13 protein-coding genes are annotated in these 14,778 nt (G+C 64.7%); 8 read left to right on the top strand and 5 right to left on the bottom strand.

Annotated features, from left to right (window positions below; translation table 11 throughout):
- Positions 1–3 precede the first annotated feature (3 nt).
- Positions 4–693, bottom strand: a complete 690-nt coding sequence (locus HBA99_RS07925) for a hypothetical protein (protein WP_057964991.1) — start codon at positions 691–693, stop codon at positions 4–6.
- 45 nt (positions 694–738) lie between these two features.
- On the opposite strand from HBA99_RS07925, the gene HBA99_RS07920 reads away from it, so the two are divergent.
- On the top strand, positions 739–3,087 hold the full coding sequence (locus HBA99_RS07920) for a Tex family protein (protein ID WP_070951296.1): 2,349 nt from the start codon (positions 739–741) through the stop codon (positions 3,085–3,087).
- A 293-nt stretch (positions 3,088–3,380) separates the two neighbouring features.
- On the opposite strand, the gene HBA99_RS07915 is transcribed toward HBA99_RS07920, so the two are convergent.
- Positions 3,381–3,953, bottom strand: a complete 573-nt coding sequence (locus HBA99_RS07915) for a hypothetical protein (RefSeq protein WP_070918557.1) — start codon at positions 3,951–3,953, stop codon at positions 3,381–3,383.
- Positions 3,954–4,015: 62 nt separating this feature from the next.
- Positions 4,016–4,741 carry a hypothetical protein gene (locus HBA99_RS07910; protein ID WP_070931157.1) on the bottom strand — a complete coding sequence of 242 codons (726 nt, stop codon included), beginning with the start codon at positions 4,739–4,741 and terminating at the stop codon, positions 4,016–4,018.
- A 56-nt stretch (positions 4,742–4,797) separates the two neighbouring features.
- Between HBA99_RS07910 and HBA99_RS07905 the strand changes: the two genes are divergently transcribed.
- Positions 4,798–5,997: an AAA family ATPase gene (locus HBA99_RS07905; protein WP_070922529.1), complete on the top strand. Its 1,200-nt coding sequence runs from the start codon at positions 4,798–4,800 to the stop codon at positions 5,995–5,997.
- A 12-nt stretch (positions 5,998–6,009) separates the two neighbouring features.
- Here HBA99_RS07905 and HBA99_RS07900 read toward each other — a convergent pair whose 3' ends face one another.
- A complete protein-coding gene (locus HBA99_RS07900; RefSeq protein ID WP_070914463.1) occupies positions 6,010–6,276 on the bottom strand; it encodes a hypothetical protein in 267 nt (88 codons plus the stop codon).
- 83 nt (positions 6,277–6,359) lie between these two features.
- Between HBA99_RS07900 and HBA99_RS07895 the strand changes: the two genes are divergently transcribed.
- From HBA99_RS07895 to cysC, 5 genes are all read left to right on the top strand, one after another.
- Positions 6,360–7,301, top strand: coding sequence for a LysR family transcriptional regulator (locus tag HBA99_RS07895; RefSeq protein WP_070952293.1), 942 nt, complete (start codon positions 6,360–6,362; stop codon positions 7,299–7,301).
- Positions 7,302–7,389: 88 nt separating this feature from the next.
- Complete coding sequence (locus tag HBA99_RS07890; protein WP_070951297.1) at positions 7,390–8,751, top strand: sulfatase family protein; 1,362 nt, start codon at positions 7,390–7,392, stop codon at positions 8,749–8,751.
- A 76-nt stretch (positions 8,752–8,827) separates the two neighbouring features.
- Positions 8,828–9,631: a trehalose 2-sulfotransferase gene (stf0, locus tag HBA99_RS07885; RefSeq protein ID WP_030095061.1), complete on the top strand. Its 804-nt coding sequence runs from the start codon at positions 8,828–8,830 to the stop codon at positions 9,629–9,631.
- Complete coding sequence (cysD, locus tag HBA99_RS07880) at positions 9,628–10,554, top strand: sulfate adenylyltransferase subunit CysD (RefSeq protein ID WP_070951298.1); 927 nt, start codon at positions 9,628–9,630, stop codon at positions 10,552–10,554. The genes stf0 and cysD overlap by 4 nt, the downstream gene beginning before the upstream one ends.
- A complete protein-coding gene (gene cysC / locus HBA99_RS07875; RefSeq protein ID WP_070951299.1) occupies positions 10,554–12,431 on the top strand; it encodes an adenylyl-sulfate kinase in 1,878 nt (625 codons plus the stop codon). Before cysD ends, cysC begins: the two co-directional genes overlap by 1 nt.
- Positions 12,432–12,453: 22 nt before the next feature.
- Here cysC and HBA99_RS07870 read toward each other — a convergent pair whose 3' ends face one another.
- The gene (locus HBA99_RS07870) at positions 12,454–12,795 is read right to left on the bottom strand and encodes a DUF732 domain-containing protein (RefSeq protein ID WP_030095058.1); all 342 of its coding nucleotides are present in this window, start codon (positions 12,793–12,795) and stop codon (positions 12,454–12,456) included.
- Between the two features lie 133 nt (positions 12,796–12,928).
- Here HBA99_RS07870 and HBA99_RS07865 point away from each other — a divergent pair, with 133 nt between their 5' ends.
- Positions 12,929–14,764, top strand: coding sequence for an APC family permease (locus HBA99_RS07865; protein WP_057964999.1), 1,836 nt, complete (start codon positions 12,929–12,931; stop codon positions 14,762–14,764).
- Positions 14,765–14,778 lie beyond the last annotated feature (14 nt).

The raw sequence follows: 14,778 nt of genomic DNA, 5'->3' as shown, positions 1-14,778 counted from the left end.
CACTCACCCGCAGTCGTACTGCACTCCGATACCGCGCGGCGGAGTTGCCCGCTTGGTGCATCCGTACACCGAAAGCTCGTCGCTCATTCGGATAGCCGAGTGATGCGGGTAGTTCACGCAATACAGACCCTTCTGGTCCGATCTGCATTGGTAGTCACCAAATTTCAGCCGCTTGCCGTGTTCTAACGGCAGGCCTACCCCCTCACTGAACGGCCCGGGGTCTCCATGCAGGCTCCCTACGGTGACGGTCGCTCCGTCGAAACTCACCCAGCCCGAGATCCATTGGCCGGGCAAATCGGGAGGACGGGGCGGCGCATTGTGAATCCCCGGCAGACAGGACAGCGGCATCTTGTACTTGAACGCTGTGATGCATCCCCCGATGATCCGGGGACCGAGCTCACCGGGTGAGCGGAACGCCACCTCACCTTCAGACAGCTGAGACGGTGCGCCGTCCTGATCGACCGTGCGAAATTCCTCGGCGTCGACGGGCGCACCCGCCTCGATCCAACGGGTCACCGACTCCACGGACGCCTCCGGCCCCGGGGCTGTCGTGGCCGTCGACGTCGTTGTTGCCGGCGCCGTGGACGGTGCACTGGCGGATGGAGATGTGGAGGAGGTCGGCGCCTGCTGCTGCGTGTGTGCGACACAACCCGCGACCAGGAAGATCAGGCACAACACGCTCCAGACACGCACCCGGTGAGCGTAGCTTGTCCTCCGCATTGGGTAGGGTCCCTCGGCGTGACTCAGAGCGTGACCGTGAAATCTGTAAATGCCCGCCTCGCTGCTGAACTGGAGGTCGCCGAGGCCCAGGTCGCAGCGGCTGTGCGGCTGCTCGACGAGGGCGCGACGGTCCCGTTCATCGCGCGTTACCGCAAGGAAGTCACCGGCAGCCTGGACGATGGCCAGCTGCGCAGTCTGGAAGAGCGGCTGCGCTACCTGCGGGAACTCGATGAGCGCCGCGCCGCGGTGCTGTCCTCCATCGAGGAACAGGGCAAGCTCACCGACGAGCTCAAGGCGGCACTGCTCTCGGCCGATACCAAGGCGCGTGTCGAAGACATCTATCTGCCGTACAAGCCCAAGCGACGCACCAAGGCGCAGATAGCCCGCGAGGCCGGTCTGGAGCCGCTCGCCGACCGGCTGCTGGCAGACCCGAACCTGGTGCCCGATGAGGTGGCCTCCGAGTTCCTCACCGAGGAGGTCGCCGACACCAACGCCGCCCTCGACGGCGCGCGCCACATCCTGATCGAGCGCGCGTCCGAGGATGCCGAGCTCGTCGGCGCCACCCGCACCAAGTTCTGGGCAGACGGCGCGCTGCGCACCGCCCCGTGGTCGGAGGACGCCGCGAAAACCGAAGCGGCACAGAAGTACCGCGATTATTTCGAATTCTCCGAATCCCTGGAGACCATGCCCTCGCACCGCGTGCTCGCCGTCATGCGCGGCGAGAAGGAGCAGGTTCTGGCCCTGAACTTCGACGGCGGCGACGACGCACCGTATGAGGCCATGGTCGCGCAGTCGCTCGGGGTCAACCTGACCGCCAAGACCCCGGCAACGCCGTGGCTGGCCGGTACCGTCCGGGTCGCCTGGCGGGCCAAGCTCATGTTCTCTGCCTCCGTCGATGCCCGCCTCAAACTGCGTCAACGCGCTGAGGAAGACGCCGTCGGCGTCTTCGCACGCAACCTCAAGGATCTGCTGCTCGCGGCCCCCGCCGGCACGCGTGCCACCCTCGGCCTGGACCCCGGGTTCCGGACCGGCGTCAAGGTGGCCGTGGTGGACGGCACCGGCAAGGTGGTCGACACCTGCGCGGTCTACCCACACCAGCCGCAGAAGAAGTGGGACGAGGCCAAGGCCACGCTCGCCGCGTTTGTCGCTCGCCATGGTGTCGAGCTGATCGCCGTCGGCAACGGCACGGCCTCACGCGAAACCGATTCCCTGGCAGCCGAACTCATCGCCGATATCAAGGCCGCCGGTGCCAAGGCCCCGACGAAGGCGATGGTCAGCGAGGCGGGCGCATCGGTCTATTCGGCCTCCGCTTACGCCGCGCATGAGCTCCCCGAACTCGACGTGACGCTGCGGGGTGCGGTCTCGATCGCGCGGCGCCTGCAGGATCCGCTGGCCGAGCTCGTGAAGATCGAGCCCAAATCGATCGGCGTCGGACAGTACCAGCACGACGTCACACCCGGCACCCTCGCGCGCAGCCTCAATGCCGTCGTCGAAGACGCCGTCAATGCCGTTGGTGTCGACCTGAACACCGCCTCGGTACCGCTACTGGCGCGAGTCTCCGGGGTGACGGAATCCCTGGCAGAGTCCATCGTCGCGCACCGCGAGAAGGTAGGTGCCTTCCGGAGCCGCAAGGGCCTGTTGGAGGTTCCCCGCCTGGGCCCCAAAGCCTTCGAACAGTGCGCCGGGTTCCTGCGTATCCGTGAAGGCGACGACCCGCTCGATGCGTCCGGCGTGCATCCCGAGTCCTACCCGGTGGTGCGCAAGATTCTGGACCGCTCCGGTGTCACCCTCGCCGAACTGATCGGCAACGAGCGCTCGCTGCGCTCACTCAAACCCGCCGATTTCGCCGACGACCGGTTCGGGATCCCTACCGTGACAGACATTCTCGGCGAGCTGGAGAAGCCCGGACGCGACCCGCGGCCCGCGTTCACCACGGCCACCTTCGCCGCGGGCGTCGAAAAGGTGTCGGACCTGAAGGTCGGCATGGTTCTGGAGGGCGTCGTGACGAATGTGGCCGCCTTCGGCGCGTTTGTTGACGTCGGTGTGCATCAGGACGGCCTCGTGCACGTGTCGGCGATGTCGGATCGGTATGTCTCCGACCCCCACGAGGTGGTCAAGTCCGGCCAGGTGGTGCGGGTCAAGGTCACCGACGTCGACATTCCGCGTCAGCGGATCGGGCTGAGCCTGCGCCTCAACGACGACCCGCAGCAGGGCAAGCGTCCCGACCGCGCCAGCACTCCCCGACGCGACGACAGGAATCAGGGACGGCCAAACCAGAACCGCAGCAAGAATTCCCGTCCGCGAGAAGAGACCCGGCCCGGTGGCGCCATGGCCGATGCGTTGCGCAACGCAGGTTTCGGGCGGTAGGAGCGCGGGGGATCCTCGCCTGGCCTCCCGATCACGAGGCCTACGGGGATCACACCTGGCTCGATATCGAGAATTCGTGGAGCGCTGTCGATGTACCAAATCACACACTCGGTACCATCAATCAGCGCATGGTCCCCTTCGTAAATTGTCCGATCGCCAAGTTGCGCCCCATCCACGATCGCGGCCTCCCCATGCCCGGTGATAGTGAAGCGGTGCATCGAAGTCAGCTCGATCATCTACCGCCCTCAATGATCTCGTGGCGGCGCAGAAGCGATCTTGCGCTTCATCGCCCCTCAGAACACCCAGCTGCCGGAAGCGGCCAGCACAAAGCCGTGCGGAGGGAAATCAGCCTGGCCAAGGCTTTGCCAGGCATGGCAGGCGAAGATGAAATCGTCCCCATTGCCGCTACCGCACGACATCAGAATGCTCCGAGTATTGAGGAACACCTGTAATTGTTTCCCGGCAGAAAAGTGCGGGTACGTATTGAGGTCCCCCAAAGAGTTAGATCCTTTGAGGAATCTTGCGTAAGGGGCGCCTGAGGTGCCGATATCAATACGGGCGATGTTCTCGCCGTTCGACATTCCCGGCAACTCACCCGCGCAGGCGACATCAGCGGGTGGCATTTGGAAGGTCCCCCATGCCTGCAGACGTAACCGGCAATACACCCCATCGGCGGGCGAGAAGATGTTCTCGATCGGCCACTGTTTCCCGTCGGTCGGATCGAAGCCCGCGGGATATTTGATCGAGGCCATGGGCAGCGAGTCGATGTCCGGGAACGCGGGGTCCGCGTTCGCCGGTGCAACGGAACAAAGTGATCCGACCAGGTTGATCATTAAAACGGCTGTCGCGATGGCTAGCCTGCGCATCCCCCCGGGTCCCATGCCGGATGATGGTACCGAACACCTTTGAGGCGTAGAACCTGGTGACTCTAGGGCCGTTGACGCTCTTCGGTGCTAGTGCAGAAACGATCCCGCGCCTCGTCGGCCGCGAGACCGATGCGCGCAAGGTCGTACACCTTCTCCAACTGGCACGGACTCATGCTTCCGTCCATGCCGACTCCATCGTTCTGAACCGACACGATCGGTGCAAGCTCGTCACCATCGAACCGATAGATCCGCGTGAGCCAGCTGCGTGTTGGGCCGGTCCCGTACTCCGCGATAAAACCGTCTCCGGCATGCCAGAAGTCACTGCCGAACAGTGCACCGACATCATGCATCACGTCATCACGCAGGTGCGGAGCACGCACCGCACGGAACTGTGTGGAGTTACCCGTCGTCCGCCACAGCGCCCAGTGCGAATTCGGATGCGCGCCACCGGTGTCCAATGAAAGGAGCAGCTCATCGCGGCCGTCGCCGTCCAAATCTCGCAACAGCATGATGCCGGATTCAGGCGAGTCCTCGATGGCGTGGCTGACCGTTTGAACCATCACTCCGGAACGCGTGAAGATGCGAATCCGGGCAGATGTACCAACAATCCGTTTCTCGAACCGGAGCCCCAGCGCGTCGGTCGAGGTGAACTCGCAGTTCTTGGCACCGACGCTACTGAGGATGTTCCTGCACTGCGCCAGCGAATCGGTGCCGACACGGCACGACGGCACCCCCGCAGCGCAGAGCAGCGCCGCGACAACCGCGACCAAGCCTCGTACCCTGAGCACAGTCGCAGCGTAACCGTTCACCGTGAGATGTCGGTGCCCTTGGCTAACCTGACGCCGTGCTCACCACCGTCGCCATCCGGGGATACCGGTCCTTGCGCGATATTGCGCTGCCGCTTACCCAACTCACGGTCGTCACCGGCGCTAACGGCACCGGAAAATCTTCCTTGTACCGGGCACTGCAGCTACTGGCCGACTGCGGCCGCGGCGAGGTCATCGGCTCGCTGGCTCGCCAGGGTGGACTGCAATCGGCGATGTGGGCCGGGCCGGAGTTTCTCAAGGGCGCACGACGCACAGGCGCCGTTCAGCCCACGGTCCGCACGCGCCCCGTATCCATCGAATTAGGTTTTGCGTCAACAGATTTTGGTTACCTGGTGGACCTCGGCCTGCCGATACCCAGCGATTCGGCCTTCGGCCGCGACCCGGAGATCAAGCGCGAGGTCGTATTCACCGGACCATCGGTTCGCCCGAGTTCGACCCTGGTCCGCAGAACCCGCCCTGTGGTTGAAGCCCGCGCGGATTCGGGGCGCGGGTTCAAGGATTTCAGTCGCTCGCTGCCGACCTACCGCAGCATGCTCTCTGAATTCCCCGGCAGGTTCCCCGAATTGGGCGCCGTCCGGGACACGCTGCGCGGCTGGCGGTTCTATGACGGTTTCCGTGTCGACATGCTCTCCCCGGCACGTCAGCCCCAAATCGGCACGCGCACAACGGTGCTCTCGAATGACGGCAGCGATGTGGCCGCCGCTATCCAGACCATCATCGAGACTCGCAGTGACATGCTGGACAGGGTCATCGCCGACGCATTCGACGGCGCCTCGGTGGCCGTTGCGGTACGCGACGGGGTCTTCGATCTGCAGGTGCAGCAGGCCGGCATGCTGCGCGCATTGCGTGCGGCCGAGTTATCCGATGGCACTCTACGTTTCCTGCTGTGGGCGGCAGCGCTGCTGAGCCCTGAACCACCACCACTGATGGTGCTCAACGAGCCCGAGACCTCACTGCATCCGGATCTCATCGCACCGCTGGCGACACTCATTCGCGCCGCTGCGGCCAAAACCCAGGTGGTGGTAATCACCCACGCCAATGCGTTGGTGGATCATCTTGCGGCGCGGCCGCTGCGCGAGATCCTCGCCGGCGATGAGGATCGATTCGACGATGCGGGATCAGCGGTGCGGCTCGAACTCGTCAAAGACTGGGGCGAGACGCAGATCGTGGGACTTGACGCGCTGAGAGCCCCGTCATGGCATTGGGGTACCCGATAGGCAGAGGCCGCATCACCACTGGTTGTTGAGCTTGGCACCCCCACCATTGATGACGCTCTGGTGGCTGGCGTCGCCGGTCTGGGTAACGGCGTGATGATGATGTGCGCTCTGGCTGCTGCCTTCGGCCACGACACTGGGTGCGGCCATCATCCAGAGGGCGGCAATGACGGGGGCGAGAACGGCGAGTGCCAATCCGGCCCAGATGACGACCTTGCCGACTGCGTTGGCGACGAGAGTGTTCATGGTCATTTCCTTTGCGTTGGAGGATGTCTTGCTCATGAATCAATCGTCGATCTGAGGGAGATCCGGCAGTAGACCCCGCGAATTTGTGGGCTCACAAGGCTGATTTGTGCCTAACATGGATCATGTTGAGCAGCCGGATGCCAGAACTGTCCGCGTTCGAGGTGCTGCTGGGTATCGCAAGGACCGCCAGTCTCGGTGCGACGGGCCGTGACCTCGGCCTGACCCAGCAGGCCGTATCGGCGCGCATCGCCTCCCTTGAAGCACAGACCGGCGTGCCACTGGTCACCAGAACTCCACGCGGGTCTCAGCTCACCGCCACCGGCGTCGCGGTAGCCGAATGGGCCGCCAAGCTGCTGGCGGTCGCCACGCAGGTCGACACCGCGCTGGCATCACTGCGCGAAGAGAGCCGAGCCCGCGTCAAGGTCGCGGCGAGCCAGACCATCGCCGAGCAGCTGATGCCGCGCTGGTTGGTGTCGCTGCAGGCTGCGGCGGCACGCTTGGGTACCTCGGCTGCCACGGTGGTACTCACCGCGACCAACAGCGAGCACGCCGCCGAGGCGGTGCAGGACGGCAGCGCCGATGTCGGATTCATCGAGAGCCCCCTGGCACCCAAGGGCCTGCGCAGCAAGGTGGTGTCCCATGACCAACTCGTCGTCGTGGTAGCGCCGGATCACAAGTGGGCCAAACGAACCCGACCGGTCAACCCCATCGAGCTCACTCAGACACCGCTGGTCGCGCGCGAGGCCGGGTCGGGTACCCGAGACTCGCTGACCGCAGCGCTGCGCACCGCACTCGGCACCGTCGATCAGGCCGCGCCTGCCCTGGAACTGTCCTCCGCCGCAGCGGTACGGGCAGCGGTACGCGCGGGAGCCGGCCCGGCGGTGATGAGTGCGTTGGCGGTCGGCGACGACTTGGCCATGGGCAGACTTCGCGCCGTCGCAGTATGCGACATCGACCTGCACCGCGATCTTCGCGCCATCTGGCGCGGAGCGCGCGTACCACCCGCCGGAGCCGTCCGTGACCTTCTCAGCCATATCGTGGGATTCCGGGGCTCGCGTTGAGAGTTAGTTGCTCCGGGTGAGCCGAAGGGTTGCCAGATAACCGAGGCACACTGTTGGGTAGACCGTCGAACCTCAGGAAGGGAGCGCAGTGACCGAAGCGTCACGGGACAACGTTCTGATCGTCCATTGGCACGACCTCGGTCGCTACCTGGGCGTCTACGGGCATCCCGATGTGTCCAGCCCACACCTGGACCAGCTGGCGGCCGACAGCATCCTGTTCACCCGCGCACACGCCACGGCGCCACTGTGTTCACCATCGCGCGGCTCGCTTTTCACCGGCCGATACCCGCAAAGCAATGGCCTCATCGGCCTGGCCCATCACGGCTGGGAGTATCGCGCCGGCGTGCGCACACTCCCCCACATTCTGTCCGGATCGGGCTGGCACACAGCGCTGTTCGGAATGCAGCATGAAACGGCGTATCCCGCGACGCTGGGATTCCACGAGTACGACGTGTCGAACTCGTATTGCGAATACGTGGTGGAGCATGCATCCCGGTGGTTGCGCAATTCTCCCAAGGCACCGTTTCTGCTGACCGCTGGATTCTTCGAAACACATCGCCCGTTTCCACGGGAGCGCTATGAACCTTCCGACGCCGACACGGTGAACGTGCCCGACTATCTGCCCGACACCCCCGAGGTGCGCGACGACCTGGCCGAGTTCTATGGCTCAATCGCGGTGGCGGATGCCAAAGTCGGTGAATTGCTGGACGTGTTAACCGAGACCGGCCTCGACGAGAACACTTGGGTCGTCTTCATGACCGATCACGGCCCGGCATTGCCGCGCGCCAAGTCCACCCTGTACGACGCCGGCACCGGCATCGCGCTGATCGTGCGCCCCCCACGTGGCCGACGCACCGAGTCACTGCGCTACGACGAACTCTTCAGCGGCGTCGATCTGCTGCCCACGCTCCTGGAATTACTCGGTGTCGATATCCCCGGGGAAATTCAGGGAATTTCCCACGCCGGCAATATCCTGAAACCGGCGGAAGAATTAGAACAAGTCCGCTCCGAACTATTCACCGCGAAGACATATCACGATTCCTTTGACCCCATTCGGGCCATTCGGACAAAGAACTACAGCTATATAGAGAATTACGCACCCAGACCGGTCCTGGACCTGCCATGGGACATTGCCGACAGCCCCCCGGGCCGGGCTGTCGCCACGCACATCACCAACCCACGCCCGCACCGGGAGCTCTACGACCTTGTCGCAGATCCAGGAGAAGCACATAACCTGCTGGGACTCGATGCCGATCCGGAGGCGCGGGCCGTCGCCGACGACTTGGCGCTGCGCCTCAACGACTGGCGTGAGAAGACCCTCGACGTCATTCCCTCGGATTTTGCGGGCACACGCATATCTGAGCGTTACACCGAGACATTCCTGCGCATCCATGGCCGCCCTGGAGCGAACCGTTCCGCCATCGCCGACGAACGCGGCATCGAACAATAGTTATGTTCGCTATGATTGCAATTCACGGCGAACCCAATTAGTCGAATACAAAACAATTGCGGTTAGGCTACTGCGCATGCCCGAACATCCCACCGCATATCTGGTGCTCGCCTCGCAGCGCAGTGGCAGCACACTCCTGGTGGAATCTCTGCGCGCAACCGGTGTAGCGGGCGAGCCGCAGGAGTTCTTCCAGTACCTGCCCACCACAAGCCAGTCCCCGCAGCCGCGGGAGTGGTTCGCCGACGTCCAGGACGAGTCGATCCTGCGTCTGCTCGATCCGCTGGACGCGGGCAAGCCCGACCTGGCGCCCGCCACCATCTGGCGCGATTACATCCGCACCGTGGGGCGCACCCCCAACGGAATCTGGGGTGGCAAGCTCATGTGGAACCAGACCCCGCTACTGCTGAACCGCGCCCAAGGTCTTCCCGACCGATCCGGCGACGGTCTACTCGCCGCGATACGCGACGTCGTCGGCAGCGACCCGGTGCTGGTGCACGTATACCGACCAGACGTGGTGTCCCAAGCGGTTTCGTTCTGGCGCGCGGTGCAGACCCGCGTGTGGCGTGGACGCCCCGACCCGGTGCGCGATGCCCGCGCCGAATACCACGCGGGGGCCATCGCCCATGTCATCACCATGTTGCAGGCGCAGGAAGCCGGGTGGCGCCGCTGGTTCGCCGAGGAGAACATCCAGCCCATCGATGTCTCGTACCCATTCCTGTGGCGCAACCTGACGCAGGTGGTGGGCACCGTGCTGGAGGCATTGGGCCAAGACCCCCGGCTCGCACCGGCACCGGTGCTGGAACGGCAGGCAGATCAGCGGTCTGACGACTGGGTGGACCGCTACCGGAGCGATGCGGAACGAGAGGGACTGCCACTATGAGCGACACCGCGACAACGCCCGATCTCTTACAGGTCAACGAGCTCCGGCTGTTGGAGGCCGAGGCGGTGCACATCATCCGGGAGGTGGTTGCCGAGCTGCAACGCCCGGTACTGCTGTTCTCGGCGGGCAAGGACTCGATCGTCCTGCTGAGGTTGGCCGAGAAGGCATTTCGCCCGGCACCGTTACCCTTCCCCGTGCTGCATGTCGACACCGGGCACAACTTCCCCGAGGTCATCGAGTTCCGTGACCGCCGCACCACCGGGCACGGACACAAGCTGATCGTCGCCTCGGTGCAGGACACCATCGACGCCGGGCGCGTCGCCGACCCGGGCCCGGGGGCCTCACGCAACCGTCAGCAGACGCGCACCCTGCTCGATGCGTTGGAGGCCGGCGATTTCGACGCGGCATTCGGCGGTGCCCGCCGTGACGAGGAACGTGCCCGCGCCAAGGAGCGCATCCTGAGCTTCCGCGACGAGTTCGGGCAATGGGATCCGCGGGCACAACGCCCCGAACCCTGGTCGCTGTACAACGGCCGCATCCGCAAGGGCGAACAGGTCCGGGTCTTTCCGTTGAGCAACTGGACCGAACTGGACATCTGGCGCTACATACAGCTGGAAGACCTTGAGCTGCCCTCGATCTACTACGCACACCAACGCGAGGTGTTCGAGCGTGACGGCATCCTGCTGGCCACCTCCGAGTACGCCACCCCGCAGGGCGACGAGGCGGCAGCCACCGAATGGGTGCGCTACCGCACCGTCGGCGACATGACGATCACCGGCGCGGTCCGCTCCCAGGCCACCGAGATCGAAGGGGTGATCGCGGAGATCTCCGTGGCCACCGTGTCCGAGCGCGGCGAGACTCGCGCCGATGACCGCACATCCGTGGCCGCCATGGAAGACCGGAAACGAGAGGGCTACTTCTGATGAGCACCCAGACCGCGGTGGACACCCGCCAACTACTGCGCATCGCCACCGCCGGTTCGGTGGACGACGGCAAGAGCACCCTCATCGGGCGACTGCTGCATGACACCGACAGCCTGCCGGTCGACCACCTGGAGGCCGTCACCGACGACGAGGGAAACGCCGACCTCGCTGCGCTTTCCGACGGCCTGCGCGCCGAACGCGAGCAGGGCATCACGATCGACGTCGCGTACCGCTTCTTCTCCACCGCGACCCGCAGCTACATCCTGGCCGACACCCCGGGTCACGAGCGCTACACCCGCAACATGTTCACCGGCGCCTCTAATGCGCATGTCGCGATCCTGCTGGTCGACGCGCGAGCCGGGGTGCTGCGCCAGACCCGTCGCCACGCCCGCATCGCAAAGCTGTTGGGTATCAAGCATTTCGTGGCCGCGATCAACAAGATCGACCTGGTTGACTTCGATGCGCAGCGGTTCGCGGAAGTCGAACGCGAGCTGCATCTACTGGCCGACCGGCTCGGCAAGGTAGACATCACCGTCATTCCTATCGCAGCCAAGCTCGGCGACAACGTGGTGCACCGCTCCGAGAACACCGCCTGGTACACCGGGCCGACGCTGCTCGAATACCTTGAGAACGTCGAGCTTTCGCCCCCGCAACCGGAGGCCGCCAAACTGCGCCTGCCCGTGCAGTGGGTTTCGCGCCCAACGGCCGATCAGCGTCGGCGATACACCGGACGGTTGGCGGGTGGCACCCTCAGCGTCGGAGACCCGGTGGTGAACCTGCCGTCGGGAACCCGGTCGACGGTGACGGTGGTCGACACTCTGGATGAAAACCGTTCTACCGGTGTGGCTCCACTGTCGGTATCGATCGAATTGGCCGACGACATCGATGTGGGCCGCGGCGATGTGCTGGTGAGCGGCGTAGAGGATGCGGTGCTGCCGGTGCTGGCGCGCGAGCTGGACGCCACGGTCTGCTGGTTCACCAACGGCCCGCTGCGAGCCGGTGACCGGCTCGCACTCAAGCAGGGCACCCGGACGGTGCGGGCCACCGTTCAGGCTCTGCACACCCGGCTGGACCCGGAGACTCTCGACGAGCTGGACGGTCCGGTTGAGTTGGCGCTCAACGACATCGGCTCGGTGACTCTGCGCACCAGCTCGGTCGTGGTGGCCGACTCCTACGCCGACAGCAGGGACAGCGGCGCGTTCATCCTGATCGATGAGGCATCCAACGACACCGTCGGCGCCGGCACCATCACCGAGGCACGCGAGGTGAAACCGGAGACGCACTCGCGCACCGATATCCGGTGGCATCCCTCGGCCCTGGATCGCGAATACCGCTGGGATAGCACCACTCAGCGCGGCGCCATCATCTGGTTCACCGGCCTGCCCGCGTCCGGCAAGTCGACCATCGCAGTCGCGGTGGAACGGGCGCTGGTGGAGTCCGGCCAAGTGGCCTACCTACTCGACGGCGACAACCTGCGCCATGGACTTTCCGATGACCTCGGGTTCTCACCGGGCGACCGCGCCGAGAACATTCGCCGGGTATCACACCTGGCGCGGCTCTTCGCCGACGCCGGAGTGGTCGCGCTGGCATCACTGGTGTCGCCGCTGCGCTCCGATCGGGAGACCGCGCGCAGCATCAACGCCGCAGCGAAACTGCCGTTCATCGAGGTGTACATCTCCACCCCGCTGGCCGAATGCGAGAAGCGGGACCCCAAGGGGCTGTATGCACGGGCTCGCGCCGGCGAATTGAAGGGGTTGACGGGTGTGGAAGCACCCTACGAAGCTCCGGAAAATCCCGAACTCGTTCTCGACACCACCGGTGCCGATATCGACGGGCTGGTGGCGCAGGTCATCGACGTTCTTAACCGCGCTCGCTGAGCGCGGTTAAGAACGAACCGGCTTAGGTACGGCTGGCTGCGCGCTCGAGAACCGGACGCTGCTCGGGGCAGTACTCATCGATCGAAGCGCCCAGGAACTGCCACTTCTGCTCGGTGGAGGTGTTGCGGTCCAGGTTCTTGGTCAGGAAGCTGGTGGCCTGGTAGGCGTCCTTGTCCAGACCGGTGTCCAGACGGTGGCAGGCGATCTTGCCGAGGTATGCAGTCTTGTCCGGCGGCGCGTAGATGCCGTAGGAGTGCAGTGTCTCGTTGAAGCTGACGTCATCGGCATGCGCCGGGGAGGCCATGGCGATCGCGGCAGCACCCGCACCCATCGCGATCATCGCAGTAAGACTGAGTCCCTTCATGCCGGTGAGTCTACATCCGTTGACCTCATGGGACATAGGTTCGACGATGTCATCGTGATTGACACCACTATCCGGGCCTCAAGATCGCGTAAAGACCCACGAAAAGCGCTACCTCCGGGTCTACTCTCCCTCGGTGGTTTCTGCGCCCCCGACCCAGCCCGTACCGCCGCGCGTCGCCGACCCGCGGCTGCGCCGCGTCCTGAAGGATGACGCACACAAACTGACTGCAGTCGGCGGCCTCGCCGCGCTGTCCCTGGACGCGCTGTCCTCGGTGGCCTACGGCCCGGAGGCCATCGTCCTGGCCCTGATCGCGGGCGGGGTCGGCGCCGTCGCCTTCACCTTGCCGGTGGCCATCGCGATCTCGGTGCTGCTCATCGTGTTGGTGTTCTCCTACCGCCAGGTGATCGCGGTACACCCCGAAGGTGGCGGCTCCTACGCCGTGGCCAAGAAAGACCTCGGCCGGGGCGCGAGCCTGCTGGCGGCCGCGAGCCTCGTCGTCGACTATGTGCTGACTGTCGCGGTGAGCCTGGCTGCCGGGGCGGCGAGCCTGGCGAGCGCCTTTCCCGCCCTCGCCCCGCATCTGCTGTCCATCACGCTCATCGGACTGGCCATCCTGACCGTCCTCAATCTCATCGGCATCAGCGAGTCGGCCAAGGTGCTCATGCTGCCGACCTTCGTCTTCATCGTGTGCATCCTCGCGGTCATCGTCTTTGGGTTGTCGCATCCCACCCCCGTGGCCGTCATCGGCAAGGACCTCGGGCCAATCGAACCGGTCAGCGCGCTCGGAATCATCCTGGTTCTCAAGGCATTCGCGGCCGGATGTTCGTCGCTGACGGGTGTCGAGGCCATCGCGAACGGCGTCCCGGCGTTCAAGACACCCGCCATCAAACGGGCCCAGCACACCGAGGTCGCGTTGGGAATTCTCTTGGGCGTCATGTTGATCGGACTGAGCATCCTCATCAAGGCACACCATGTGGTCCCCCGCGGTGACGTCACCATTCTGGCGCAGCTTTCCGCTGCCGCCTTCGGCACTGGAATCCCCTTCTACATCACCAATGTGACCGTCGCACTGATCCTCGGGTTCGCCGCCAACACCAGCTTCGGCGGGTTGCCGGTGTTGATGAGCCTGCTCGCCAAAGACGATCGGATGCCTCATCTCTTCGCGTTGCGAGCCGAGAAGCCGGTCTACCGATACGGAGTGGCAGCACTGGCCGCCTTCGCGGCGGTGATTCTCATCGCCAGCGGCGCCGACACCCACCGGCTGCTGCCCCTGTTCGCGATCGGTGTGTTCATCGGATTCACCATCAGCCAAGCCGGTTTGGTCAAACACTGGTTTTGTGCCCGCACCCCGGGCTGGCACTGGAAGGCCGCACTGAACGGGTTCGGCGCGGCCCTGTCGGCCATCGCCATGGTCGTGTTCTTCAGCAGCAAGTTCACCGAGGGCGCGTGGCTGCTGGTCATCGTCATTCCCCTGCTGATTCTGCTTTTCGGGCGTACCGAGAACTACTACCAGGGCGTCAAACGCGAACTGGAGCTCGATGAATTGCCCACGCTGACACCCAATCCCCCCGATCAAACACCCCTGGTGATCGTGCCGATCGACGACATCAACAAACGAACGGTTCAGCTACTCGAGGCGGCACTGCACCTCGGTGGCGAAGTGGTGCCGGTCACCATCAGCCGCACGGATCAGAAGGCGCACGCCATGACCAAACGCTGGGATCAATGGAACCCCGGGCTTGAGCTCGTGGTGCTGCCGACCGCGCACCGATCGCTGGTGACACCACTGGTGGAGTACGTCAAGAAGCGTCAGTCCGACGGTCGCCAGGTGACCGTGCTCATCACCGAGATCAAGACCAAGCGCCGCTGGCACCAGATCCTGCACAATCAGACCGGAATTGTGCTGACGGCCAATCTCATTGATCGCACCGACGCGATTGTCGCCAACTATCCATACCGCATGAACTGACGGCGCACACCGCC

The organism is Mycobacteroides chelonae, from assembly GCF_016767715.1.
Taxonomy (GTDB): Bacteria; Actinomycetota; Actinomycetes; order Mycobacteriales; family Mycobacteriaceae; genus Mycobacterium; species Mycobacterium gwanakae.
Note: the sequence above shows the minus strand (reverse complement) of the source record. Positions and strands in the feature narration are given on the sequence as shown.